Raw genomic sequence first — 25,180 nt, 5'->3', positions numbered from 1 at the left:
GAGATGCAATTCCCGGAATCCTGGCTGCGCGAGTTCTGCAATCCGCCCCTTGGCAGCGCCGAGCTGGCCGAAACGCTCACCATGGGCGGCTTCGAGGTCGAAGAGCGCCGCCCCGTGGCGCCGCCCTTCAGCCGCATCGTGGTCGGCGAAATCAAGGAAGCCGTGCAGCATCCCAATGCCGACCGCCTGCGTGTGTGCCAGGTCGACGCGGGGCAGGGCGCCTTGCTCAACATCGTGTGCGGTGCGCCCAATGCGCGCGTCGGCATCAAAGTGCCCTGCGCGCTGGTCGGCGCCGAACTGCCGCCCGGTGAAGACGGCAAGCCCTTTCTCATCAAGCTCGGCAAGCTGCGCGGCGTCGAAAGCCAGGGCATGCTGTGCTCGGCGCGCGAGCTCAAGCTCAGCGAAGACCACGGCGGCCTGCTCGAGCTCGATGCCGACGCACCCATTGGCGCCGATGTGCGCGACGTGCTCAAGCTCGACGACGCGCTGCTCACGCTCAAGCTCACGCCCAACCTCGCGCACGGCCTGAGCGTGTACGGCGTGGCGCGCGAGCTCGCGGCACTCACCGGTGCACCGCTCAAGACGCCCGCCATCGCGCCGGTGGCCGCATCGTTTGCCGACGTGCTGCCGGTCAAGGTGGAAGCGCCCGAGCTCTGCGGCCGTTTTTCGGGCCGCATCGTGCGCGGCGTGAACACCCAGGTGGCCACGCCGGCCTGGATGGTCGATCGGCTCGCGCGCTGCGGCCAGCGCAGCGTGACGCCGCTGGTCGACATCTCGAACTACGTCATGTTCGAGTACGGCCAGCCCAGCCACATCTTCGACCTCGACAAGATCCACGGCGGCCTCACGGTGCGCTGGGGCAAGGCGGGCGAGCAGCTCAAGCTGCTGAACGGCAACACCATCAGCGTGGACGAGAAGGTCGGCGTGATTGCCGACGACGAGGCCGTCGAATCGCTCGCCGGCATCATGGGCGGCGATGCCACCTCGGTGTCCGACGACACGCGCAACATCTACGTGGAGGCCGCGTTCTGGTGGCCCGAGGCCGTCCAGGGCCGCTCGCGCCGCTTCAACTTCTCGACCGATGCGGGCCACCGCTACGAGCGCGGTGTCGATCCGAGCCGCACGGTGGAAATCATCGAGCGCATCACGCAGCTCATCGTCGAGATCTGCGGCGGCCAGGCCGGCGCCATGGACGACAAGATCCTGAACGTGCCCGAGGCCATGCCCGTCACGCTGCGCGTGGCGCGTGCCGCGCGCGTCATCGGCATGCCGCTCACGCAGGCGCAATGCGCCGACGCGCTGCGCCGCCTCGGCTTTGCGCTGCGCGAAGGCGAGGGCACCTTGACCGTCACGCCGCCGCCGCACCGCTTCGACCTCTTGATCGAGGAAGACCTGATCGAAGAGGTGGCGCGCCTGATCGGCTTCAACAACCTGCCGACCAACGCACCGCTCGCGCCCATCACCGCGCGCGTGCGGCCCGAGGCCCGGCGCAGCCGCTTCGCGGTGCGCCGCAGCCTGGCAGCGCTCGGCTACCAGGAAACCATCAACTTCAGTTTTGTCGAGGCGCACTGGGAACAGGACCTGGCCGGCAATGCCAATCCGGTGAGGCTCCTCAACCCCATTGCCAGCCAGATGAGCGTGATGCGCTCGTCCCTGCTGGGCTCGCTGCTGCAGGTGCTCAAGTTCAACCTCGACCGCAAGGCGCCGCGCGTGCGCGTGTTCGAGGTGGGCCGCGTGTTCATGCGCGACGACAGCGTGGCGACCACCGACAGCACCGTGCGCGGCGTCGACCAGCCCATGCGCGTGGCCGGCCTCGCCTGGGGCGATGCGGAAGAAGCGCGCTGGGACGGCAAGCCGCAGCGCGTCGACTTCTACGATGCCAAGGGCGACGTCGAAGCGCTGCTCGCACCGCGGGTGGCCAGCTTCGAGCCGGCCGAGCATCCGGCCCTGCACCCCGGCCGCTCGGCGCGCGTGCTGGTCGACGGCAAGGCCATCGGCTTCGTCGGCGAGTTGCATCCGCGCTGGCGCCAGAAGTGGGACTTCGCGCTGGCGCCGGTGCTGTTCGAACTCGACCTCGACGCCGTCGCCGCGCGCCCCGTGCCCGTGGCCCGGCCAGTGCCCAAGCACCAGGCCGTGGAGCGCGACATTGCGGTGGTGGTGGCCGAAGCCGTCACGCACAATGCGTTGATGCAGGCCATCCAATCGGCGGCAGCGGGGCAGGGGCTGCTGCGCGACGCCACGCTGTTCGACATCTACCGTCCGCAACCCGCGCGCGACGGCGCGGCGCCGGCATCTGGCGGCCTGGCGCAAGGGGAGAAAAGCATGGCGGTCCGCCTGAGCTTCCAGGACGACAGCGCCACGCTGACCGACGAGCAGGTGGAACCCGCCGTGCGCGCCGTCGTCGAACAACTGAGCGCCAGACTCGGCGCACGCCTGAGAGGTTGATGAGAATGAACGCTGCGGAATTCACGCTCGAAGCCCTCGAAACGCCCGCACTCACCAAGGCGCACCTGGCCGACCTGCTGTTCGAGCAGATCGGCCTCAACAAGCGCGAATCCAAGGACATGGTCGAGGCGTTTTTCGACCTCATCGCCAACAGCCTGATCGAGGGCACCGACGTCAAGATCTCGGGTTTCGGCAACTTCCAGATCCGCGTGAAGGCGCCGCGGCCGGGCCGCAACCCGCGCACCGGCGAGGCCATTCCCATCGGCGAGCGCCGCGTCGCCACCTTCCATGCGAGCGCCAAGCTCAAGGAACAAATCCACGGAAGCATCGAGCAGAGCGGCACTTCCGAGGTCGAGTGGAGCCTGGGCGCCGAATAAGTGCTTGGTGCCCGGCGCGTGCGTAGAGTAATCTCTAAGGTTTCCCGCGCACGGTCTTGATTTCAATGGAGAAAACGCTCCCGCCCATTCCCGTCAAACGCTACTTCACCATCGGTGAGGTGGGCGAGCTTTGCGGCGTCAAGCCGCACGTGCTGCGCTATTGGGAGCAGGAGTTCACGCAGCTGCGGCCCATGAAGCGGCGCGGCAACCGGCGCTACTACCAGCACCACGAGGTGCTCATGATCCGCCGCATCCGCGACCTGCTCTACGACCAGGGCTTCACCATCAGCGGCGCGCGCAACAAACTGCAAGAACTCGTGCAGGGTGAACGCGACCGGCGCAAGGCCGGCGTGGTGCCGCTCGAAGGCATGGAGGCCGTCGAGATCGACCAGGAAGAATTCGACGCGGCCATCATCCACCAGGAAGAAGACAAGACCGGCCCCGAGGCCGAGCCCAAGACAGCCCCTCGCACGGTCGATCCGTCGCAGTTGCTGCACCTGCGGCGCGAGCTTTTTGAAATTCGTGAGCTGCTGACCGTCGGACGGTGATTTCAGCCGGCTATAATTGAGAGCTTCGGTGTGTGGCGCAGCCTGGTAGCGCACTTGCATGGGGTGCAAGGGGTCGAAGGTTCGAATCCTTTCACACCGACCAGTATTGACGGGGGTTAGCAGGTAAGTATCTGCTAACCCCTTTGTCATTTCTGCGTTCCCTTGTCCTAGATTTGTCCTAAAACGCTGCGTTTCGACGGCGCCTCAACATTTCGAACAACCCGGAGACGTTATGCGCGCCAGTGAAGTTTTCACGCCGAACAAGTTGCCAGAGGTGACGTTTATCGATGATCACCTGAAAGAGGCCACCAAGACCCTCCGACAGGCGCTGGAAACGGGCGCTGCGGTGGTTTCGCTGTCCGGGCCTTCGAAATCGGGCAAGACGGTCTTCATTGAAAAGACCCTCGGCAAAGAGAACCTCATTCAGGTGACAGGCGCTGGCGCCGACAGTCCCGCAAAACTATGGGACCGGGTGTTCGGAATCATCGGCACACCCACAAGGGGGTCGACTACGGGCGGGAGCGGGTTCACGGGGACGATCGGAGCCAAGGGGGCGACCGGGGTTCCGCTGGTGGTATCCGGGGAGGCCTCTGCATCCGGGGCGTGGACTAAGACCGAAGGGACTTCGACGGACTACGCACCGGACTACCTTCAATTGCTGATCAAGGAACTTGGCGGCACGGACTTCGTTGTGTTCATCGACGACTTCCACTACATCCCCGCCGCCGTGCAGCAGCAGGTCGCGAATGAGATCAAGGAGGCGATCCGTGGCGGCGTCCGGTTCATATGCGCGGCGGTGCCTTATCACTCCGATGACGTGCTGCGCGCGAACTCCGATTTGCGCGGACGGATATTCAAGCTCGATTTTGATTATTGGGCGGTGCCCAACCTCAAGAAGATCGCCACGTTGGGTTTTGAGGCGCTGAATGCAACGGCATCGGATGCGCTCAGTGAAGCCTTCGCGCGTGAGGCGGCGGGATCGCCTCAATTGATGCAGTCGCTGTGCCTCAGTGCGTGCTTCGAACTGGGCTTGGAAGAACGGACGACCGAGCCCGTCACCATTCAGGCGGACCTCGACCTAATCTCGCGAAGCTGCCGCCGAACGATGATGACCACGGACTACTCGTCCACAGTCGAGAAATTGAAAGAGGGGCCCAAGACACGCGGCACGATCCGCAATTCGTATCGAATGCTCGATGGCACCGTGAAGGATGTGTACCCGATCATCCTCGGCGCGGTAGCCGCCGACCCGCCCGAACTCACGATTCGATACCAAAATCTTCAAGGCCGCATCGCAAGCCTCTGCGAGGGTGACCCGCCCAGCGGATCGAGCGTGACCGGAGCCTGCGTTCATATCTCTGATATCGCCAACGACGCAGAAAACAGGCAGGTCATCGAGTGGGACGCGGCGAACGACGTGCTCGACATTCGCGATCCGTACCTTCTATTTTTTCTGCGCTGGGCCGACTGGAAATAATCCAAGCTGTATGCGTAGCGCTCGCCCGGAACGGGAGCGGTTGCGGGGGTGATCGTCTGTGTTTGCATCCAGCGAATCTGATACGATATGTGCAACGACTGAGCGCATTCGCATAGGGGTCGCCCGTCCATGCTGGAGGCGGCGCTGCCGGTAAAGCTCAGAAGTCGAGCCCTCTGAAAGGAGGGCTTCGTCAATGGAGGGGGTCGGTGCGCCTAGATTCGTTGCCTTAACCACTCCCGGATCGCACAAGCTGCTGAGCTTGTCGCCCCACACTCTTCTGCGCTTAATTTGCGGCGCTTCCATACACCTAGCCCTGCGATACAGCTTCTACACGGGCGGGTTGATCTGCCCTAGACGGCGGCGCTCATTGCCGAACAACTTGCCCGAGGTGTTGTTCAGCGCGCCTGCGCCATTGGCGTCCAGCGCGCCGACGGCAGAGACGGTGCCGTTGCTGTTGCCTACGGCGCCGCCGACGGAGAGATCCACCGAGCTATCACCCGCCAGCGTGCCGACATTCGCGGTGAAGGTGTTGCTCGTATCAAGCTTGCCACCTGCGTTGCTGAACGTGGTGCCACTCGGCCATGGAAGAGGGCGGCTGGTTCAACTGCGCTGAGCGCGCCGTCAGTCCCGCATCGTGAACACCACCGACAGGTAGCTCACGGGCCCATCTTCGATGGCCTCGATCCCATGCAGCGCCGTCGCGTCGAACTGCAGGGAATCTCCCGCGGCCAGCTTCACCACCCTGCCACCGTAGCGGTAGGACACCCGTCCCATCAACAGGTGCAGGAACTTGATGCCCGGATGCTGAAAGGTGACGTAGGGCTCCGCTTCCGGCAGCAAGGTGACCAGGTACGGCTCAACGAATAGGTTGCCCGACAGTTGATGGCCCAGCAGTTCGTAGCGATAGCCCGCGACGGCGCCTACGCGGTCGACCCGGATGCCCTTCCCAGCCGGAACGAATGAGAAGTCGGTACGGCTGGTCTGGTCGCTGAAGAAGCGGGAGACGGGCACGCCCAGGCCGTTGGCGATCCGGTCCAGGGTTTCGACAGAGGGAGAGACAAGCCCGCGCTCGATGCGGGAGAGCATGGAGCGGGAGACGCCCGAGCTGGCGGCCAGCTCTCCGCCAGAGGCGCCAGCAGCAATCCGCAAGGCGCGGACCTGATGACCGATGCGGTGGGCAGGGTCGCTGCGCAAGGTCACCACCGATGCGGGAATCCGAGGGCGCAGGACCGATGCCGGCAGCCGAATGGGCCGTGGGGTGGGGAATGGCGAAGCGACAGACGGACGGGACATTTGGATGGTAACTATATACCGGCATTTTATATCCCGTGGTGTTTTATGCGGGCGAGTTTGACCATTGCAACATGGTTAAAGAAAGCGGCTCCAGCAAGACGAAGGTGCCAGAGCTTGTTCGCTTCGGAGAGAACGTCCGGAGACTGCGCAAGGAGCGTGGATATTCACAAGAGGCATTCGGCGATGCCTGTGGAATCGATAGGAGCTACATGGGTGGGATTGAGCGCGGCGAGCACAATCTGGCCCTCGTCAACATCCTCAAGATCGTGGAGGCCCTCTCCCTGCAACCGTCCGAGTTCTTTAGGGGTATGGACGCGCCCCCAAAAAAGGCTCGGCAACCCAAGTGACTGTTTGGATTTGACCGCGCCCCAACTTCTTACTGGTCTCAGGTCACAGACGGTACTTGGGCATGGGCAGGCGGTTGCCGACTACATACGCTGCTGCGCCTGCGCTGACGATTTCACACCGACAAAAAGTCCCAGGGCGTCCGATTTCATCGCCGGACGCCCTTTTTCATTGGGGAAACTGGCGAATCGAGTCCGGGGCCATGCATCGAAATCCGGTGACTGCCGGCGCCAGGTGGGGGGACAAAGCCTCCTGTCCGCCTGACCGCAAGCAGGCAGGCAGGTTGCCAAGGCCAACGCCGGTGTTGTCAGCGCAGCGTGATGCCGGCCGTCTGGATGGTCTTCGCGTAGCGCAATCGTTCGGCGGACAGCGTGCGCACCATGTCGGAAGGTGTGCCGCCTGCGACCTTGAAGCCCATGTCCTCCAGCTTCGCCTGGGTTTCGGGCGCGGAGATCACGGCCTGGATGTCGCGGTTGATCTTTGCCACCACCGCGGCGGGCGTGCCGGCCGGCGCGAAGTAGCCCTGCCAGCTCTCCACGGCAAAGCCGGGCAGGCCGGCCTCGGCCATGGTCGGCACGTCCGGCAGGGCGCTCGACCGATAGCCGGTGGTCACGGCCAGTGCACGCAGCTTGCCGGCGCGCACATGGTCGGTCACCGCCGCCAGCGTGATCAGCGTGGCGTCCACATGGCCGGCGAGCACGTCGAGGGTGGCCGGTCCGCCGCCCGAATAGGGGATGTAGTTCACCTGTGCCCCGGTGTCCTGCGCAATCATCTCGTGTGCCACGTGGGCGATGCCGCCGTTGCCCGGCAGGCCGAGGCTGATCGACTGCGGCTGCGCCTTGGCGCGGGCCAGGTAGCCGCGGAAGTCGTTGATGCCGGTCTTCGGGTTGACCACGAGGATCTGCGGATTGACCACCGCCTTGATCACCGGCGTGAAGGCCTTCTGCCCGTCGTAGGGCAGGCGCTCGAAAAGAATGGCGTTGAGCGTCAGGCCCTCGCCCTGCTGCAGCAGCGTGTGGCCGTCGGCCGTGGCCTTGGCCACGCGCGCGGCGCCGATGGTGCCGCTGGCGCCCGCGACGTTCTCGACCACCACGTTCTGGCCCCAGCGTTCGGTCAGGCGTTCGGCGATGAGGCGCGTGAGCTTGTCGGCGCTGCCGCCTGCGGCCACGGGCACCACGATGTGCACCGGCTTCGATGGGAATCCGGCCGCTTCGTCGGCAGCGGCGGCGGTGAATGGGTGAAGGGCTGCAAGTGCCAGCGCGCTCAGCAGCATGGCGCGGCGTGGGACGTGGGGTAGGAGGAATGTTTGCATCAGGCGGCGCAATCTAGAGGCGCGCCCGGTTCCGGCCAACGAAGCAAACCGGATATGCGTAGAAGAAAAACTTCGTTGGGAGCGCGCGGCCTGCTGCGTAGGCTGTCCGCAGCCCTGTTGTCTTCTCTTGCCTGAAAGCCCCCCATGAGCCTGAGCGAACTGTCCGTCGAAACCGCGGGAAACGATGTTGCCAGTGAACGCGTGCGCGCCGTCGAAGCCTTCCTCGCGCAGGTCCGAAGCCTGCTGCTTCCCGGCGCAGCCGCCTCCCACGACACGCTGCAGCCGGTGGCCGATGCGCTGGTCCGGCTGGGGCAGCGCCGCGCACTGTTTCCGGCCGCTCACTTCCCGGTCGATGCCGAGCACCCCGCGCAAGTCTACCGGCTGGCCGAGGACGCCGACGGCGGCTTCGCGCTGTACCTGTCGGCCGGGCTGGCAGGCAAGGCCCAGCCGCCGCACGACCACACGACCTGGGCGGTGATCGCCGGCGTGGAGGGCAACGAACGCAACGAGCTCTACCGCCGCGAGAAGACGGGCGACCCCGCGCGCGATGCGCTGGTACACCAGCGCACCGTCGACGTCGCTGCCGGACGCGCCGTCGTGCTGCTGCCCGACGATGTGCACACCATCGAGCTGGTCGGCGGCCAGGACGGCCGCCACCTGCACTTCTACGGCCGCGCGCTCGAGCTGCTCGACAAGCGCGTGGTGTTCGAAGGCGCGGCGGGCGGCAGCTATCGCCAATTCGCGGCGCCGAAGAACATCCGCCATCCGGCGATCACGCCGCAGGCACTGAAGGCCGCGCTGGCCGATGGCGAGGAGATCGCGCTGCTCGACGTGCGCGAAGCCGGCGTCTTCGTGCGCAGCCACATCCTGCTTGCGGCCTCGGCGCCGCTGTGGCGGCTGGAAGTGCTGGTCGACCGCCTCGTGCCGCGCCGCAGCACCCGCATCGTGCTGGCCGATGCCGACGAATCGCTCGCGCACCAGGCGGCCGCCAAGCTCGTGCGCCTGGGCTGGCGCAACGTGTCGGTGCTGGCCGGCGGCACGCAAGGCTGGGCCGCCGCGGGCTACGAGCTCTTCAGCGGCAGCAACGTGCCGAGCAAGGCCTTCGGCGAAGTCATTGAGCACCGGAAGCACACGCCGTGGATCTCGGTCGACGAACTGCACGAGCGCGTGGAGCGCGGCGACGACATCGTGGTGGTCGACAGCCGCACGCCCGAGGAGTTTGCCGACTTCAGCCTGCCGTTCGCCCACAGCCTGCCGGGCGCCGAGCTGGTCTACCGCATCCAGGCGCTCGCGCCCCGGCCCGAGACGCTGGTGGTGGTCAACTGCGCCGGCCGCACGCGCAGCATCGTGGGTGCGCAGACGCTCATCGACGCGGGCATTCCCAACCCGGTGGTCTCGCTCAAGGACGGCACCATGGCCTGGCTGCTGGCGGGCCGCAAGCTCAGCCACGGCCGCGCGGCGCCGCTGCCCGAGCCGGACGCGCACGCGCGGCAGCAAGCCCGCGCCCGAGCCGAGAGCGTGGCGGCGCGCGCAGGCGTGCGCCGCATCGACACAGCCACCTTGGCGCGCTTCGAAGCCGAGGCCGGCGAGCGCTCGCTCTACCGCTTCGACGTGCGCATGCGCCAGGAATACGAGGCCGGCCATCTCGAAGGCTGGCGCTGGGCGCCCGGCGGCCAGCTGGTGCAGGCCACCGACGAATACGTGGGCACCCGCCGCGCACGCATCGTGCTGGCCGACTGGGACGGCGTGCGCGCGCTGACCACCGGTGCATGGCTCGCGCAACTGGGCGGGCACGAAGTGTTCGTGCTTTCACCGCCAGCCTTGCCGGTGCTGGTGCTCGGCCCCGAAGCCGTGCGCGTGCTGCAGCTGCGCGCGGGCGCACCGGAGATCGCGCCGCGCGAAGCTGCTGCTGCCCTCGAGGTCGGCACGGCGGTGGTCTTCGACGTGGAGCGCCGCTCGGCCTACGAGCGCCGGCATGTCGCGGGCGCACGCTTCTCGGTGCCCGACCGGCTGCAGGAGTTCATCGCCGACCTGCCCGCATCGCAGCGCATCGTGCTCACCTCGTCGGACGGCGTCCTCGCGCGCATCGTTGCGGCGGAGCTGAGCGCGCGCATCGGCCGCGAGGTCCACGCGCTGGCGGGCGGCACACAGGCCTGGGCCGCCGCGCGCCTGCCCACGGGCAGCGGGCCCGAGGGTGTGCTGACGGGCGACGACGACCATGGGTACAGCCCCTACGCACACGCCGACCTTGCCAGGCGCGACGCCGGCTTCAAGCAGTACCTGGACTGGGAGGTGGGCCTGGTGGCGCAGCTCGAGCGCGAGGGAGACGTGGGCATCCGCCTCGTCGAGCCGGCCTCGGCCTGAACGGGGCCGGGCAGCGCTTACTGGTTCCCGACGATGGCGAACAATTCGGCTCGGGTGGCCGGGTCGGTCATGTACTTGGTGTAGAGCGGCGACATCTTCCGGATGTAGGGAGAAAAGTCCTGCACGTTGGCAAACTGGACGCCGTCCTTGGCCACCGCGGCACGCGCCGCGATGCTTCGCTTCTCCCACAGCTCGCGCATCAGGACCGCCGATTTTTTTCCGGCCTTCTGGAACACGTCCCGCTCCTCGGCGCTGAGCCGGTTCCACAGCTTGCTGGAGACAACCAGCGCCTCGGGAGAAATCATGTGGCTGTCCAGCAGCATGTACTTGGCCACCTTGTAGTGTCCGGTGGCCTCGTACGAGGCCATGTTGCCTTCGGCGCAGTCGATCGTTCCCTTCTGGAATCCATCGAGCACTTCCTTGTAGGGCACGACCACCGGGGTGGCACCCAGCAGCTTGACCATCTCGATGTACACCTCCGATTGCTGCACCCGGATTCTTTGCCCCACCAGATCCTCGCGCTTCGTCACCGGCTTGTTGGCGCAGTAGAACGAACGCGCACCGCCGTCGTACCAGCCCAGCACCACGTAGCCCGAAGCCTTCAGCGTCTCCGCCAGGCGCGTGCCCATCTCGCCATCCAGATACCGGAACATGTGCGCAGAGTCGTGGAACAGGAACGGGAGATTGAATGCCTTGAGCCCCGGCGCGGCCTCGGACAGCGGCGCCGAATTGAACTCGGCCACATCGATCTCGCCGGCCTTGAGCATGGCGACGGCCTTGCCCTGGTCGCCCAGCACGGCATTGGAGAAAAGCTCGATCTTGTATTTGCCCTTGGTGGCCACGTCCACTTCCTGGATGAAGCTCTTCATGGCCTCCGTGACCGGGTAGCCGTCGGGGTGGGTGTTCCACGCGCGCAATGGTGTTTGAGCTTCGGCAGCAAGGCTTGCCAAGCAGAGGAGGGTCAATGCAAAACTCCAGGATCCAGCGCGCATGAATACTTTCGCTAACAAATATGTTGCGCAGAATAACAGCGGGTGGCCTGGAAAACCTGAACATCCGGTCAGGTTGAACACTACTTTTTGCCTGTGTTCCTGACTGGTGCATCGGGAGGCGGGGCTTCTTCGCGCGGCCCACGCAGGGAGGGGCTGCGCGGCGCAGCAGGCACCGTTCTCAGTGGCCAGCTGGGGCGCGCAGCCAGTTATCGAGCACGAGGCCCGGCACACGCGCAAAGTGTCGCGTGTTGTCAGTGACGACGACGGCACCGACCGCCAGCGCATGCGCCGCAATCATTTCGTCGAAATCGCCGATGGGTGTGCCGCTCGCCTTCAAGTGGGCGCGCAGATCGCCGTGCCTCGTTGCCGCCTGTGCGTCCCAAGGTAGGATGGGTGAGATGCGCAGGAACTCCTGCACGATCCGGTGCAGCCGCACGGCTTCGGGACGCCTGGCGATGCCGAACCGAAGTTCGGAGCAGGTCACTGCGGAAATGCACCATTGGCCCGGAGCCATGGCTTGCAAACGGCCGTCGAAGGCCGGATTGCCGCGGATCGCCTCGCTTGCCGCATTGGTGTCGAGCATGTACAGCGTCATTCCTTCCAGCCTTCGAAGGGGTCGCGCTGTTGTTCGCCTTGTTCGCGGTCGGACATGAAGTCGGCAGGAATGGCGCCCAGTTGCTTGTTGCGCAGCTGCATGAATACGTGCCAGTCCGCTGGCGCGCGGGTAGAGAGGATGACGTCGCCGGTGGCCTCATCGCGTCGGATATAGACCTCGGTGGTGTCGTCGAACCGAAATTCGGCCGGCAGGCGCACGGCTTGGCTGCCGCCGGTGGCAAAGAGTTTGGCGATGGATTGCGGCATGACCGGCTCCCCGGATCGTGAATGTAGATACTATTGTATATACATCGCCCCAAGCAATCAAGAAGCCATGCGGCAAGCACACGGCCCCGCACCCGAAAAGGTATTCGCCGGGGGGAATCAAAGTGCCCGTGCGCCGGCGGCGAAGGCTTGCGACAGATCGGCGATCAGGTCCTGCGGATCCTCGAGCCCGACATGCAGCCGCACCACGGGCGCATCGCCGGTCCACTGCCGGTGCTCGCGCAGCCTTTCGGGCTGGGCGGCCAGCGCCAGGCTTTCGTAGCCGCCCCACGAGGCGCCGATGCCGAACAGCCTGAGCGCATCGACGAAGGCATTGGCAGCGGCCGGCGTGGCATGGCGGAATTCGAAGGAGACCAGCCCGCTCGCACCGCTGAAATCGCGCTTCCACAGTGTATGGCCGGGGTCGGTGGGCAGCGCCGGGTAGAAGACGCGCGACACCTGCGGCTGCTGCTGCAGAAACTCGGCCACTGCCGTGGCATTGCGCTGGTGCTGCGCGAGGCGCACAGGCAGCGTGCGCAGGCCGCGCAGCGCGAGGTAGGCGTCGTCGGCGCCGATGGTCAGGCCCAGCGCCTCGTAGGCGGTCGAGAGTTTGGCGGCCAGTGCGGGGCTGTCGACCACCACGATGCCCTGCATCAGGTCGGAATGGCCAGAGATGTACTTGGTGGCCGCCTGGATCGAGATGTTGGCGCCCAGCGCCAGCGGCTGATGGAACCAGCCGCCGCTCCAGGTGTTGTCGGTGGCCACGGTCACGCCGCGGTCGCGTGCGACGGCGCTCAGCGCGGGCAGGTCCAGCACCTCATAGAGCAGCGAGCTCGGCGATTCGAGGTACAGCAGGCGCGTGTTCGGCCGCAGCCGGCTGGCGAGGTCGTCGTGCGTGGGCGAGAAATACTCGACCGTGATGCCCAGGCGCTGCAGCAGCGTGCTGTCGACCCGGCGCAGCGGCGCATACACGCCATCGGCCACCAGCGCGTGGTCGCCGGGCGAGAGCAGCGCGAGCAGCACCAGCGTGATCGCCGACAGGCCCGAGGGCGTGAGGAAGGCGCGGTGCCCGCCCTCGAGGCCGACCACCGCGTCTTCGAGTGCGCGGTGGGTGTCCAGGCCGTGGCGGCCGTAGGAGGCCACGCGTTCGCCCGCCGTGCGGCGGTGGTGATGGTCGGCCTGGGCGGCCGTGTTCTCGAAGCGCACGGTGCTTGTGCGCACCACCGGCACGTTCACCGGCCCCGCGCCTTCGCGCAGCGCGGGCGCGCCCGCATGCAGCAGCCGGGTGGCGGAGTGCAGGCGCTTTCCTGGAAATGACGTGGTCATGCCACCGCCTTGCTCGGCTTGAGCTGCGTGGCGTTGTAGTTGACGACCGCGCCAGTCTCCAGGTTCACGCCGATGCGCTGCGAGAGCGTTTCGAGCGGCCGGCCGTACAGGTGGAAGTGCAGCGTGGGCTCGTCGCCGATCACGTGGATGCTGTGCAGGTCGTCGGGCAGGAAGGCGATCGGCGTGCCGGGCTGCACCGTCACTTCGCGCTCGAGCTCCAGCCGGGCCACGGCCGGATCGCTGCCGTCGTCGGTGCGGCGGTAGATGCGGTTCTCCTCCTGCCCTTCGACGGCCACGATGGCGGCCCAGGTCGTGTGGTTGTGCGGAATCGAGGTCTTGCCCGGGTTGATGGAGTTCAGGTAGAGCGCCACGTCGTCGTCACCGTCCTCGGGGTTCAGGCGGTAGCGCGTGGAGGCGCCCACGCCTTCCGTGGCGGCCGGCGGCGGAAAGTCGGTGCGGGTGAAAAGCTCGGTCTGCTGCGCGAGCTTTTCGAGGCGCGCCGTGATGCGCGCAAGAACGGTGCGGTCGAAGGGCTGCGTGTTTGCGATGCCGCGGATGTCGGTCAGCGCCTGGTCGACCGCAACGCGGCGGCGAGCGGCCAGGGCGGTGCCCGGGATGCTGGGAGTGATGGTCATGGCTTGAAGGGGAGGCGGTGGGTTCAGAGCGCAAAGCGCAGCCGCTCGAAGGGCAGCGCTTCGGGAATGGGAGCGGGCCGTGCAGGCGCCGTGCGGGCGCCTTCGCCCAGCGCGCGGCGCAGGAAGGCGCGGGTGCGTTCGCTTTCGGGCTGCCCGAAGATGCGCGGCGCAGGACCGTGCTCGACGATGACCCCGGCCTCCGTGAAATACACCTGGTCGCTGATCTCCTCGGCAAAGCGCATCTCGTGCGTCACCAGCACGCAGGTCAGCCCTTCCTGCACCAGGTCGCGGATCACGGTCAGCACCTCGCCGACGGTCTCGGGGTCGAGGGCCGAGGTCACTTCGTCGAACAGCATCAGTTCGGGCCGCATCGCCAGCGCCCGCGCAATGGCGACGCGCTGCTGCTGCCCGCCGGAAAGCTCGCCGGGATAGGCTGCCTCCTTGTGCGACAGCCTCACCTTGTCGAGCAGCGCACGCGCTTCGCGCTGCGCCGCGGCGCGGTCGCGGCCCGCCACGCGCGTGGGTGCGATCACCAGGTTTTCCAGCACGGTGAGATGCGGGAACAGGTTGTACTGCTGGAACACGAAGCCCACGCGCTTGCGCAGCGCGATCAGTTCGGCCTCGGAGCGCAGCGCGTCCACCTGCGTGTCGCCCACGCGGATCGCGCCGCGCTGCGGCCGCAGCAAGCCCGTGATGCAGCGCAGGATGGTCGACTTGCCCGAGCCCGAGGGTCCGATGATGGACACGGCCTCGCCGCGCCGCACCACCAGGTCGATGCCCTTGAGCACCTCGTTGGCGCCGAAGCGCAGGTGCACATCGCGCAGCGCCACCAGCGGCGCTTCGTGTGCGGCAGCCGTGGTGGCGGAGGATCTATCAGCGGCGGTCATGGCGACGTTCCAGCGCGCGGGTGGCGCGCGCGATCGGATAGCAGCAGGCGAAGAACAGGCCCAGCAGCGTGAAATAGACGAGGATGGTGAAGTCGGTGCGCGCCACCGTGTTGCTCGCGATCTGCGCCGTGTCGACCACGTCGTGCACGCCCACCAGCGAGGCCAGCGCGGTGCTCATGGTGATGCTGGCATAGAGGTTCATCCATGGCGGCAGCATGCGGCGCAGGCACTGCGGCAGCACGATCAGGCGGAAGATCTCGCTGCGCCTGAAGGCCAGCGATTGCGCGGCCTCCCACTGCGCGCTCGGGATCGACTGGATCGCGCCGCGGAAGATCTCCGCCACGTTCGCGCTGGCCGGCAGTGCCAGGCCCAGCACCACCTTGATCCAGTCGGGGAACGGGAAGGTCCACGACACCAGGTGCAGCTCGAACGGAAACACATAGGTCGTGAAATAGACCAGCACCAGCACGGGCGCATTGCGAAAGACCTGCACATACCAGCGCGCGGCGACGCGCAGCACCCGCAGCGGCGAGAGCGACAGCGCCCCGATCAAGAGCCCGGCCAGCGTGCCCAGCGCCATCGCGAGCACGCTGATCTCGATGTTGGCCAGGAGGCCGCGCAGCAGTGCGGGCAGCCATGTCCAGAGATGGACGAAGGCCGTGGGCGTGGTGCCGGTGGCGGCCCAGAAGGCGACGAGCGCCAAGGCGGCCCACGCGGCCAGGGCCCACGGCCTGCGCCACGCGGGCGTGCCGGCGTCCGCGGCGATGGCCGGGGCGCTGCCTTGAGGAAGCGCGATCTCACTGGCCATAGCCGGGCATCCTCAGTCGTTCCTCGAGCCAGCGGCCCGCCAGGCTCACGAGCCAGGTCAAGAGGCCGAAGAAGACCAGGATCAGCAACAGCAGTTCGAGCACGTTGTCGCGCTGCGTCCAGATCATGATGGATTCGTAGGTCACGTCGCCCACCGCGATGGCCGAGGCCACGGCGGTCATCTTGACCAGGTCGACCAGGTTGTTCACCAGCGAGGGCAGCGCGAAGCGCAGCGCCAGCGGCAGCTCCACGCGCCACAGCAGCTGGCGCTGCGAGAAGCCGAGCGAGCGCGCGGCCTCCAGCGTGACGCGCGGCACGGCCCCGATGCCCGCGCGCAGCGCCTCGGCATGGAACACGCCCTTGTGCAGCGACACCACGATCACCACCCACACGAAGGGCGTGAGCGGATTGCCGCCAGGCATCTTCACGTGCTGCGTGATCAGCATGTTGAGCACGAGGAACGCGCAATACAGCTGCACCAGCGTGGGCGTGTTGCGCGTGACCTCGACGAAGGCGCGCGCCGGCTGCACCAGCCAGGCACGGCCCGACGTCAGCGCCGCTGCGATCAGCACGCCGGCCGCGAGGCTTGCGGGAATGGTCAGCAGGCACAGCTGCAGCGTGACGCCGAGTCCGCGCAGGAAGGCAGTGCGCTCCCCCAGGTCGAGCACGAAGGCGTAGTTCAGCCCCACCGTCTTGAGGGCGGTGACGGCCTGCGCGAGCAGTGCTTCGCTCATCCGACGCTCAGGGCGCTTTGAACCTGGCCTGCAGTTCGGTCAGCAGCGGTTGCGGCGGCTCGATGCCGTTGCGCTTTTCGGTGGCAATCAGCCAGCCGCTGCGGTGCCATTGCTGCACCGCCTTGTCGACGGCGGCAATGGTGTCGGCCTCGCCCTTGCGGGTCCACACCACCGAGGGCGCGGGCAGGATCTCGTCGCGGATCGGCGCCGCATAGGCGGCCCATTCGGCGTTGCTGCGAAGAAGCGGCTGGATCAGCGTGGCATCGTGCACGGCGGCCACGCAGTTGCCGCCGCGCAGCGCGAGCAGCGATTCCGAAGAGGTCTTGAAGCCGCGCACCTGCGCGCCGTACTGCTCCTGCAGCGGCTTCACGTAGCTGCTGCCCTGGGAGGCGCAGACGACCTTGCCGCGCAGGTCTTCCCACTTGGCGATGCCGCTGCTCTTGAGCACCGCAGCGGTGCCGCCCACGCGGTAGAAGGGCGTGGGCGCGTGGCCGAGGATCTCGCCGCGATCGGCGTTGTATTCCATCGAGGCAATCAGCAGGTCGACCTTGCCCGATTGCAGGAACTGCACGCGGTTCGAAGGCTGCACCTGCACCAGCTCGGCCTCGGCGCCGAGCTGCTTTGCAAGATCGCGCGCCAGGTCGGGGTTCCAGCCCACCGGCTGCTGCGTGGCCGGATCGATCGAGCCGAAGGGGCCGCCGCCCACCACGACACCGATGGCCACCTTGCCGCGCTGCTTGATGCGATCGAGCGTGGCGTCGGCGTGCGCCGCAGCTGCGCCCAGGCCCAGAACCGCCAGTGCCATGGCCGTGCGGGAAGAGAAGAGGGAGGTGGGTCGGAGGCGGGAGGTCATCGACTGGGAAGAGCGAAGGAATCGGGCAGGAAGAGAGAGCCGGCGATCTTGCGAGGCCGCGTCCGCCGCCGCAACGAATGCCTTCGACTATCGATATGCGTTTTTTCGTGCGAAGACGGATCGTGTCGTTAGACCATTTGGTTGTTTGGAATCGACTTTTCGGTTGTTTGAACTTCATTGCCCCGCTCCTAGAGTGATGGCCATCGCCACCAAGCCGGGTGGCGATGAAGAAGCAACGCACAGGAGCTCAAGCGCATGTCAGTGGAAGTTGAAGAAGATCTCGCCCTCTTGCCACCCGCCCTGGAGGAAGCGCGCATTCGTGCGGCCGATGCGGGATGGCCCTATGCCGGCGGCGTGACGCCGCCCGTCGCGTGGGCGCTGGTGCAGGGCGGCCAGGCCGTGCTGGTGGATGTGCGCTCGGGCGAAGAGCGCAAGTTCGTGGGCCATGTGCCCGAAAGCCTGCACGTGGCCTGGGCGACCGGCACGGCGCTCACGCGCAATCCGCGCTTCGTGCGCGAGCTGGAGGCCAGGCTGGCGAAGCACGGCGGCAAGGACGCGGTGGCGCTGCTGCTGTGCCGCAGCGGCAAGCGCTCGGCGCTCGCGGCGGAAGCGGCCGCCAAGGCCGGCTTCACGCACGTGTTCAACGTGCTCGAAGGCTTCGAGGGCGAGATCGACGCGCGCCAGCACCGCGGTGCCTCCGACGGCTGGCGCTTCCACGGCCTGCCGTGGGTGCAGGACTGACGGCAGCGTTCCAGCGTTCCTTTCCAGGGAGAACAACCACATGGCTCATTTCGAGGTGGGCGGCATCGTGCGCGCGCTGCATGGCGTGCGCGACGAATGGCGCGATTCACAGCGGCGCTCGCGCGAGCCCGGCGCACGCGAGTTTCCATCGCGCGATGCGCTCGCGCAGATCGTCGAATCGCTCAAGGGCGCGCTGTTTCCGATGCGGCTCGGCCCGCCCGACCTGCGCCACGAGAGCGAAGATTTCTACGTTGGCCACTCGCTCGATTCCGCTTTGCAGGCCCTGCTGGTGCAGGCCCGCCTCGAGCTCGAATTCAACGCCCGCCACGAGCCGCGTTCCCCGGGCGAGATCGACGATGCCGCAACCGATGCGGTGCGCCGTTTCGCGGGTGCACTGCCGCAGCTGCGCCGCCTGCTCGACACCGACGTGCTCGCGGCCTACCAGGGCGACCCGGCGGCGCGCAGCGTGGACGAGGTGCTGCTGTGCTATCCGGGCGTGCTCGCGATGATCCACCACCGGCTGGCGCACGAGCTCTACACACTCGGGCTGCCGCTGCTGGCGCGCATCGTGGCCGAGCTCGCGCATGCGCAGACCGGCATCGACATCCACCCCGGCGCGCAGATCGATGCGGGCTTCTTCATCGATCACGGCACGGGCGTGGTGATCGGCGAGACGGCGGTCATCGGCAAGCGCGTGCGCCTGTACCAGGCCGTCACGCTCGGTGCCAAGCGCTTTCCGACCGATGCCGAAGGCAACCTGCAGAAGGGCCTGCCGCGCCACCCGGTGGTGGAGGACGACGTCGTGATCTATGCCGGCGCCACCATCCTCGGGCGCGTGACGCTCGGCAAGGGTGCGGTCATTGGCGGCAATGTGTGGATCACCGACGACGTGCCCGCGGGCGCGAGCGTGACGCAGGCCAGCCTGCAGAACGCGCCGCAGGGAGCGGGCGCATGAAGGATTTCGTCGAAGACTTCGGCGTGACCATCCGCCAGCTGCGCGAGGGCAAGGGCTGGTCGCAGGAGGCGCTGGCCGAGCGCGCCGACCTGAACCGCTCCTATGTCGGCGAGGTGGAGCGCGGACGCGTCATTCCGTCGATCGTCACGGCGCACAAGCTGGCGGTGGCGCTGGACATCAACATGGTCGGCCTGCTGCTGCGCTGCGAGCAGCTGGAGCAATCGCGCCTGGTGCGCAGGATCAACTTGGCGGCTATAGCCTGTTGAGGGAAAACCCCAGGCCGCCTGACACTTGCGGCCACCTTCCCAATACGGAGCCTTGATTCATGAGCGCAACAGTCGGTGGTATCACCGCCCTTGGCGACAACGCCGCCCGCCAGCTGGCCAACGCCACCAAGACAGTCCCCCAGCTGGAGACCATCAGCCCGCGCTGGCTGACGCACCTCCTGCAATGGGTGCCGGTGGAGGCGGGCATCTACCGCGTCAACAAGGTCAGGAACCCCGAATCGATCAAGGTCACCTGCACCTCGCGCGAAGAAGAGAACCAGCTGCCGCGCACCTTCGTCGACTACGAAGAGAACCCGCGCGAGCACTACCTCAATGCCGTGAGCACCGTGCTCGACGTGCACACGCGCATCTCCGACCTCTACAGCAGCCCGCACGACCAGATCAAGGAGCAGCTGCGCCTCACGATCGAGACGATCAAGGAGAACCAGGAAAGCGAGCTCATCAACAACCCCGACTACGGCCTGCTGGCCCAGGTGAGCGAAGAGCAGCGCATCTTCCCGCTGACCGGCGCGCCCACGCCCGACGATCTCGACGAGCTGCTGACCAAGGTGTGGAAGGAGCCCGCCTTCTTCCTCACCCATCCCCTGGCCATTGCCGCCTTCGGCCGCGAGGCCACGCGGCGCGGCACGCCGCCGCCGACGGTGAGCCTGTTCGGTTCGCAGTTCATCACCTGGCGCGGCATTCCGCTGATTCCGTCGAACAAGGTGCCCGTGGCCGACGGCAAGAGCAAGATCCTGCTGCTGCGCGTGGGCGACAAGCGCCAGGGCGTGGTGGGCCTGTTCCAGCCGGGGCTGTCGGGCGAGCAGGGCCCGGGCCTGTCGGTGCGGTTCATGGGCATCAACAACCGTGCGATCGCGTCGTACCTGATCTCGCTGTACTGCTCGCTCGCGGTGCTGACCACCGACGCGCTGGCCGTGCTCGACGACGTCGAGATCGGCAAGTACCACGACTATCCCGACACCTACAAGTAAGCCGCGGTGAGCAGCACCCCCTCGATTCCAGGCGAGGCGCCATTCGATCCGGCCGTTCTCGCACGCATGGCGAGCGCCATGTTCTCTGCCCCGCCGGGCGCGCAGTTTCCCGCCAACATCGCGCCCCCGGGGTCGCCGCTGGCGAGCCCTGCGGGCTTCGGGCCCAGCGTGCCCGGCACGCTGATCCCGCAGGGGCAGATTCCCGGCGCCAACCTGCTGCCGGCATCGCCCACGCAGCTGCCTTCGCTCGCAAACCGCGCGCCGGCCCTGGCGCCGCACGCGGTGGCGGGCAATGGCGTGCCCGACAGCGTGCTGTCGGTGGCGCCGGCTTTCGAGCCGCGTTCGGGCGGCGTGGTACAGGGCGTGCCGCAGCAAATCGGCGCACCCGTGGCGCCGCAGGCCGCGACCTCGCCGTTCTACTTCTTGAGCGACGGTTATGGCCATCCATCGGCTGGCACGACCCCCGCCATCTCACCCCCTGGGCAGGTCTTGCCCCCTCTCCCGCTTGCGGGAGAGGGCTGGGGTGAGGGCGGGAGCGTTCAATCATATGCTGGCGTTCCATCGCCGCAGCCCCTCACCCCAACCCTCTCCCCGGAGGGGCGAGGGAGCCAGCCGCAGTTCTACTTCGTCGATGCGGTGCCTCTCGCCGGCGGCGGCCAGCATCCGCCGTTCGACGTCCACGCCGTGCGCCGCGACTTCCCGATCCTGCAGGAGCGCGTGAATGGCCGGCAGCTCGTGTGGTTCGACAACGCCGCCACCACGCACAAGCCGCAATCGGTCATCGACCGCATCGCGTACTTCTACGAACACGAGAACTCCAACATCCACCGCGCGGCGCATGAACTGGCCGCACGCGCCACCGATGCCTACGAAGGCGCGCGTGAGCGCGTGCGAAAGTTCATCAACGCACCCGAGGTCGAAGAAGTGATCTTCGTGCGCGGCACCACCGAGGCCATCAACCTCGTGGCCAAGAGCTGGGGCGGGCAGCACGTGGGCGAGGGCGACGAGATCATCGTCTCCAATCTCGAGCACCACGCCAACATCGTGCCGTGGCAGCAGCTCGCCGCCGCCAAGGGCGCGAAGCTGCGCGTCATCCCGGTGGACGATTCGGGCCAGGTGCTGCTCGATGAATACCGCAAGCTGCTGAACGACCGCACGAAGATCGTCGCCGTCACGCAGGTCTCGAACGCGCTGGGCACCGTGGCGCCGGTGAAGGAGATCGTCGAGCTGGCGCACCGCGCGGGCGCCAAGGCGCTGGTCGACGGTGCGCAGTCGGTCTCGCACATGCGCGTGGACGTGCAGGACATCGGTGCCGACTTCTTCGTGTTCTCCGGCCACAAGGTCTTCGGCCCGACCGGCATCGGCGTGGTGTGGGGCAAGCGCGAAGTGCTCGAGGACATGCCGCCCTGGCAGGGCGGCGGCAACATGATTGCCGACGTGACCTTCGAGAAGACCGTGTTCCAGCCGATCCCGAACAAGTTCGAGGCCGGCACCGGCAACATCGCCGATGCCGTGGGGCTGGGCGCGGCCATCGACTACGTGAACAAGGTAGGCATCGAGAACATCGCGCGCTACGAGCACGACCTGCTCGTGTACGGCATGGCGCAGCTCGGCGCGATTCCGGGCGTGCGGCTGATCGGCACGGCGGCCGACAAGGCGAGCGTGATGTCCTTCGTGCTCGACGGCTACACCACCGAAGAGGTGGGCCACGCGCTCAACGACGAAGGCATTGCCGTGCGCACGGGCCACCATTGCGCGCAGCCGATCCTGCGCCGCTTCGGCGTCGAGACCACCGTGCGGCCGTCGCTGGCCTTCTACAACACCTTCGACGAGATCGACCGGCTGGTGTCGGTGGTGCGGCGGTTGGCAGGGCGGCGGCGCGGCTGAACGCCGGGGTGCCGGGCCGGCGCGGCGGCTTCGTGCACCGGGCGCATATCGATCCCTGCTTTTCTTCGTTGTGCACGCAGGCGGCCGTTGATACGGTCGCCTTCTTTGCATTGCGAGGCAACCAACCATGGGCGCGAGAGATTTCGAGCGGCAGCTTCTTTCGGGGAGCGACGGCTCCGGCAGGCATCAGGCCGATGTCCTGGTGATCGGCGGCGGCCCGGCGGGCGCATGGGCCGCGGTGAGCGCGGCCGCGCAGGGCGCGCGCGTGCTGCTGGCCGACAAGGGCTTCTGCGGTACCTCGGGCGCCACCGCGCCCTCGGGCACCGGCCTGTGGCATGTGCCGCCGGACGGCTCGGCGCGCGAAGAGGCCAAGGCCAGCCGGCTTGCCATGGGCGGCCATCTCGCCGAGCATGCCTGGATGGACCGGGTGCTCGAGCAGACCTGGGCCAACGTCGAGCGGCTCAAGGACTGGGGCTATCCGTTCCCCGCCGACGACCAGGGCGCGCTGCGCTGCACTTCGCTGCAAGGGCCCGAATACATGCGGCTGATGCGCAAGCGGGTGAAGGAAGCGGGCGCGCGCATCCTCGACCACAGCCCGGCGCTGGAATTGCTGGTGGACGAGCACGGCACTGTCTGCGGCGCCACCGGCGTGAACCGCCAAAGCGGCAGCACCTGGGTGGTGCGTGCCGGCGCGGTCGTCATCGCCACCGGCGGTTGTGCCTTCCTGAGCCGGGCGCTCGGCTGCAATGTGCTCACCGGCGACGGCCAGCTGATGGCGGCCGAGGTCGGCGCGGCGCTGTCGGGCATGGAGTTCTCGAACGCCTACGGACTGGGGCCGGCCTTCTCGTCGGTCACCAAGTCGCTGTTCTACAACTGGGCGACTTTCTACACGGCCGACGGCACGGCCATCGAAGGTGCGGGCTCCTCCAAAGGGCGCGGCGTCATCGCGCAGACGCTGCAATCGCAACCGGTGTTCGCCTGCCTCGACCGCGCCGACGCGCAGATCCGCGCATGGATGCGCACGGCGCAGCCCAACTTCTTCGTCTCCTTCGACCGCCAGGGCATCGATCCGTTCACGCAGCACTTTCCGGTGACGCTGCGGCTCGAAGGCACGGTGCGCGGCACGGGCGGCCTGCACCTGGTGGACGACAGCTGCGCCACCTCCGTGCCCGGCCTCTACGCCGCGGGGGATGCGGCAACGCGCGAACTGATCTGCGGTGGCTTCACGGGCGGCGGCAGCCACAACGCGGCCTGGGCCCTGTCCTCCGGCTTCTGGGCCGGCGCAGGCGCGGCGGCCTTCGGACGCGACGCGCGCGCCGTGGGTTCCAACCGCACGGCCTTGCGCGCCGGCGGCGTGGCGCTTTCCTCGCGCGGCGCCGTGGCCTTCGACAGCCAGGAAGTGATTCGTGCCGTCCAGGCGGAAGTCTTCCCCTACGAGCGCAACTGGTTCCGCGAAGGCGATGCGCTGCGCGATTCACTCGCACGGCTCGATGCCCTCTGGACCCGCCTGCGCACCAGCGCGCCGGCTGCCACGGCGACAGAGGCTGTTCGCGCACGCGAAGCCGCCGCCATGCTGGCCACCTCGCGCTGGATGTATCGCAGCGCCTTGCAGCGCACCGAAACGCGCGGCATGCACCGCCGGCGCGAACACGGTGCGGTCGACCCGGCGCAGCGCCACCGGCTGCTCAGCGGCGGGCTCGACGAGGTCTGGGTGCAGCGCCATGCCGTGCAGGACGAGGTGGCCGCATGATCGAAGTCATCAGCGCCGAGCGCTGCACCGGCTGCAACATCTGCGTGAACGCCTGCCCGACCAACGTGTTCGAGGCGGTGCCGGGCGGCCCGCCGCGCATCGGCCGGCAGGACGACTGCCAGACCTGCTTCATGTGCGAGCTGTACTGCCCCGAGGACGCGCTCTACGTCGCGCCCATTGCCGATCGCAGTGCCACCGCCGAGGAGCGCGATGCCGCGGCCTCGGCCCTGATGGGCAGCTATCGCAGCGCCATCGGCTGGGGCCGAGGCCGGCAGTCGACCGCTTCGGCCGATGCGAGCTTCGAGCTCCTGCGGCGGGCGCACTGAGCCCGTTTTTTTCTTCCTTCCTGCTGCGAGTCCTCCCGATGTCCGATCTCTCCAGCCGCCGCCGGTTGCTGCGCGGCGCCGTTGCCGCAACCGCCGCGAGCGCATTGCCCCGTTTCTCCGTTGCGCAGGGCAGCGGCCAGGTGCTGCGTCTCGGCTACATCGGCCCCGGCAAGAAGCCCGCGGCCGCCACCGGCTGGGCGCTGCGCCAGGGTCACCTGCTGCGCGAGCTGGCCCCGCTCGGGTTCAAGGAAGTGACGACGCGCAATTTTCCGAACGGGCCCGATCTCAACGAGGCTTTTCTTTCGGGCGTGCTCGATGTCGGCATCTACGGCGACACGCCCGCCGTGGTGGCCCGCTCGCGCGGACTCGAAGGCCAGCTCATCGGTTTCGACGCGGTGGGCATGAACGTCTGGCTGCTCACGCCGCGCAACGGCGTGCGCAGCGTGAAGGCGCTCGAAGGCCAGTCCATCGGCGTGGCGCGCGGCTCCTACATGCACCGCTACGTGCTGGGCCTGCTCAAGGAAAACGGATTGCAGAAATCCGTCAAGGTGATCCACATGTTCCCGCGCGACGGCGAGGCGGCGCTCGACCAGGGCTCGATCGCGGCCTTCGCAGCGCAGGTCGACGTGGGACCGCTGCTCGCTTCGCGCGGCTATCCGGTCATCGACGAGGCCGAGAAGCACCCGACGCTGCGCGGCACCTCGGTGATCGTTGCGTCGAGCAAGCTGCTGGCGGCCGCGCCCGGACTGCCTGCGGCCTGGACCCGCGCACGCCGCACGGCGCTGCAGGAGATCCGGCGCAACAGCGCGGACTACTACGCCTTTCACTCGGAGGTGAGCGGCTTTCCGCTCGAGATCGTGAAGATCTCGCACCCGCTCTCCCACTTCCCCGAGGCCGCGTATCCGCCCGAAGGCCTGGCGCTGCTGGACGAGGTCAAGAAGTTCCTGCTCGCCGAGAACCTCGTGAGCCGCGATTTCGCGCTCGCGCAATGGCGCGCCCAGGAAGACTGA

26 protein-coding genes and 1 tRNA gene are annotated in these 25,180 nt (G+C 67.5%); 15 read left to right on the top strand and 12 right to left on the bottom strand.

What is annotated here, in order from left to right; translation table 11 throughout:
- The first annotated feature begins 3 nt into the window (after nt 1-3).
- From pheT to VPA02S_RS03090, 5 genes are all read left to right on the top strand, one after another.
- Nucleotides 4-2,445 (top strand): phenylalanine--tRNA ligase subunit beta, encoded by a 2,442-nt coding sequence (pheT, locus tag VPA02S_RS03110; RefSeq protein ID WP_062362116.1) that lies wholly within the window; start codon nt 4-6, stop codon nt 2,443-2,445.
- A 5-nt stretch (nt 2,446-2,450) separates the two neighbouring features.
- Nucleotides 2,451-2,822 carry an integration host factor subunit alpha gene (locus VPA02S_RS03105; protein ID WP_012747012.1) on the top strand — a complete coding sequence of 124 codons (372 nt, stop codon included), beginning with the start codon at nt 2,451-2,453 and terminating at the stop codon, nt 2,820-2,822.
- Between the two features lie 65 nt (nt 2,823-2,887).
- Nucleotides 2,888-3,370: a MerR family transcriptional regulator gene (locus tag VPA02S_RS03100; RefSeq protein ID WP_062362114.1), complete on the top strand. Its 483-nt coding sequence runs from the start codon at nt 2,888-2,890 to the stop codon at nt 3,368-3,370.
- 26 nt (nt 3,371-3,396) lie between these two features.
- Nucleotides 3,397-3,473, top strand: a tRNA-Pro gene (locus tag VPA02S_RS03095).
- A gap of 129 nt (nt 3,474-3,602) precedes the next feature.
- On the top strand, nt 3,603-4,847 hold the full coding sequence (locus VPA02S_RS03090; RefSeq protein WP_062362112.1) for a class I SAM-dependent methyltransferase: 1,245 nt from the start codon (nt 3,603-3,605) through the stop codon (nt 4,845-4,847).
- 327 nt (nt 4,848-5,174) lie between these two features.
- On the opposite strand, the gene VPA02S_RS31660 is transcribed toward VPA02S_RS03090, so the two are convergent.
- Both VPA02S_RS31660 and VPA02S_RS03085 read right to left on the bottom strand, forming a co-directional pair.
- Nucleotides 5,175-5,351, bottom strand: coding sequence for a hypothetical protein (locus tag VPA02S_RS31660; protein ID WP_155736548.1), 177 nt, complete (start codon nt 5,349-5,351; stop codon nt 5,175-5,177).
- A gap of 117 nt (nt 5,352-5,468) precedes the next feature.
- A complete protein-coding gene (locus VPA02S_RS03085) occupies nt 5,469-6,041 on the bottom strand; it encodes a helix-turn-helix domain-containing protein (protein WP_062364403.1) in 573 nt (190 codons plus the stop codon).
- A gap of 134 nt (nt 6,042-6,175) precedes the next feature.
- Between VPA02S_RS03085 and VPA02S_RS03080 the strand changes: the two genes are divergently transcribed.
- Nucleotides 6,176-6,487, top strand: coding sequence for a helix-turn-helix domain-containing protein (locus VPA02S_RS03080; protein WP_244883360.1), 312 nt, complete (start codon nt 6,176-6,178; stop codon nt 6,485-6,487).
- Nucleotides 6,488-6,792: 305 nt separating this feature from the next.
- Here VPA02S_RS03080 and VPA02S_RS03075 read toward each other — a convergent pair whose 3' ends face one another.
- Entirely contained in the window at nt 6,793-7,758 is a 966-nt protein-coding gene (locus tag VPA02S_RS03075; RefSeq protein WP_062362108.1) for a tripartite tricarboxylate transporter substrate binding protein, read from the bottom strand.
- A gap of 183 nt (nt 7,759-7,941) precedes the next feature.
- Here VPA02S_RS03075 and VPA02S_RS03070 point away from each other — a divergent pair, with 183 nt between their 5' ends.
- Nucleotides 7,942-10,161 (top strand): rhodanese-like domain-containing protein, encoded by a 2,220-nt coding sequence (locus VPA02S_RS03070; protein WP_062362105.1) that lies wholly within the window; start codon nt 7,942-7,944, stop codon nt 10,159-10,161.
- A 17-nt stretch (nt 10,162-10,178) separates the two neighbouring features.
- Here the strand turns inward: VPA02S_RS03070 and VPA02S_RS03065 are convergent, their stop codons facing one another.
- The 9 genes from VPA02S_RS03065 to VPA02S_RS03025 form a co-directional block, all read right to left on the bottom strand.
- Nucleotides 10,179-11,126 (bottom strand): TRAP transporter substrate-binding protein, encoded by a 948-nt coding sequence (locus VPA02S_RS03065; protein ID WP_062362102.1) that lies wholly within the window; start codon nt 11,124-11,126, stop codon nt 10,179-10,181.
- Nucleotides 11,127-11,331: 205 nt separating this feature from the next.
- The gene (locus VPA02S_RS03060) at nt 11,332-11,736 is read right to left on the bottom strand and encodes a type II toxin-antitoxin system VapC family toxin (protein WP_244883358.1); all 405 of its coding nucleotides are present in this window, start codon (nt 11,734-11,736) and stop codon (nt 11,332-11,334) included.
- 8 nt (nt 11,737-11,744) lie between these two features.
- Nucleotides 11,745-12,014, bottom strand: a complete 270-nt coding sequence (locus VPA02S_RS03055; RefSeq protein WP_062362097.1) for an antitoxin — start codon at nt 12,012-12,014, stop codon at nt 11,745-11,747.
- Nucleotides 12,015-12,131: 117 nt separating this feature from the next.
- The gene (gene metC / locus VPA02S_RS03050) at nt 12,132-13,337 is read right to left on the bottom strand and encodes a cystathionine beta-lyase (RefSeq protein WP_062362094.1); all 1,206 of its coding nucleotides are present in this window, start codon (nt 13,335-13,337) and stop codon (nt 12,132-12,134) included.
- On the bottom strand, nt 13,334-13,972 hold the full coding sequence (locus tag VPA02S_RS03045; protein ID WP_062362091.1) for a cysteine dioxygenase family protein: 639 nt from the start codon (nt 13,970-13,972) through the stop codon (nt 13,334-13,336). Before VPA02S_RS03045 ends, metC begins: the two co-directional genes overlap by 4 nt.
- Nucleotides 13,973-13,995: 23 nt before the next feature.
- A complete protein-coding gene (locus VPA02S_RS03040) occupies nt 13,996-14,859 on the bottom strand; it encodes an amino acid ABC transporter ATP-binding protein (protein ID WP_062362089.1) in 864 nt (287 codons plus the stop codon).
- Nucleotides 14,846-15,667: an amino acid ABC transporter permease gene (locus tag VPA02S_RS03035; protein WP_062362085.1), complete on the bottom strand. Its 822-nt coding sequence runs from the start codon at nt 15,665-15,667 to the stop codon at nt 14,846-14,848. The genes VPA02S_RS03040 and VPA02S_RS03035 overlap by 14 nt, the downstream gene beginning before the upstream one ends.
- Nucleotides 15,657-16,400, bottom strand: a complete 744-nt coding sequence (locus VPA02S_RS03030) for an amino acid ABC transporter permease (RefSeq protein ID WP_062362083.1) — start codon at nt 16,398-16,400, stop codon at nt 15,657-15,659. The genes VPA02S_RS03035 and VPA02S_RS03030 overlap by 11 nt, the downstream gene beginning before the upstream one ends.
- Before the next feature lie 7 nt (nt 16,401-16,407).
- Nucleotides 16,408-17,205: a transporter substrate-binding domain-containing protein gene (locus tag VPA02S_RS03025; protein WP_062362080.1), complete on the bottom strand. Its 798-nt coding sequence runs from the start codon at nt 17,203-17,205 to the stop codon at nt 16,408-16,410.
- A gap of 303 nt (nt 17,206-17,508) precedes the next feature.
- Here VPA02S_RS03025 and VPA02S_RS03020 point away from each other — a divergent pair, with 303 nt between their 5' ends.
- The 8 genes from VPA02S_RS03020 to VPA02S_RS02985 all read left to right on the top strand — a co-directional run bounded on the left by VPA02S_RS03020 (nt 17,509) and on the right by VPA02S_RS02985 (nt 25,180).
- Complete coding sequence (locus VPA02S_RS03020; protein ID WP_062362077.1) at nt 17,509-17,994, top strand: rhodanese-like domain-containing protein; 486 nt, start codon at nt 17,509-17,511, stop codon at nt 17,992-17,994.
- A 40-nt stretch (nt 17,995-18,034) separates the two neighbouring features.
- On the top strand, nt 18,035-18,949 hold the full coding sequence (gene epsC / locus VPA02S_RS03015) for a serine O-acetyltransferase EpsC (protein ID WP_062362074.1): 915 nt from the start codon (nt 18,035-18,037) through the stop codon (nt 18,947-18,949).
- A complete protein-coding gene (locus VPA02S_RS03010) occupies nt 18,946-19,215 on the top strand; it encodes a helix-turn-helix domain-containing protein (RefSeq protein WP_062362071.1) in 270 nt (89 codons plus the stop codon). The genes epsC and VPA02S_RS03010 overlap by 4 nt, the downstream gene beginning before the upstream one ends.
- 59 nt (nt 19,216-19,274) lie before the next feature.
- Nucleotides 19,275-20,207 (top strand): family 2A encapsulin nanocompartment shell protein, encoded by a 933-nt coding sequence (locus tag VPA02S_RS03005; protein ID WP_062362069.1) that lies wholly within the window; start codon nt 19,275-19,277, stop codon nt 20,205-20,207.
- A gap of 66 nt (nt 20,208-20,273) precedes the next feature.
- Nucleotides 20,274-22,094, top strand: a complete 1,821-nt coding sequence (locus tag VPA02S_RS03000; RefSeq protein WP_062362066.1) for a family 2A encapsulin nanocompartment cargo protein cysteine desulfurase — start codon at nt 20,274-20,276, stop codon at nt 22,092-22,094.
- 127 nt (nt 22,095-22,221) lie between these two features.
- Complete coding sequence (locus tag VPA02S_RS02995; RefSeq protein WP_062362062.1) at nt 22,222-23,844, top strand: FAD-dependent oxidoreductase; 1,623 nt, start codon at nt 22,222-22,224, stop codon at nt 23,842-23,844.
- Complete coding sequence (locus tag VPA02S_RS02990) at nt 23,841-24,170, top strand: 4Fe-4S dicluster domain-containing protein (RefSeq protein WP_062362057.1); 330 nt, start codon at nt 23,841-23,843, stop codon at nt 24,168-24,170. The genes VPA02S_RS02995 and VPA02S_RS02990 overlap by 4 nt, the downstream gene beginning before the upstream one ends.
- A gap of 38 nt (nt 24,171-24,208) precedes the next feature.
- Entirely contained in the window at nt 24,209-25,180 is a 972-nt protein-coding gene (locus VPA02S_RS02985) for an ABC transporter substrate-binding protein (RefSeq protein WP_062362052.1), read from the top strand.

The organism is Variovorax paradoxus NBRC 15149, assembly GCF_001591365.1.
Lineage (GTDB): Bacteria > Pseudomonadota > Gammaproteobacteria > Burkholderiales > Burkholderiaceae_C > Variovorax > Variovorax paradoxus.
Note: the sequence above shows the minus strand (reverse complement) of the source record. Positions and strands in the feature narration are given on the sequence as shown.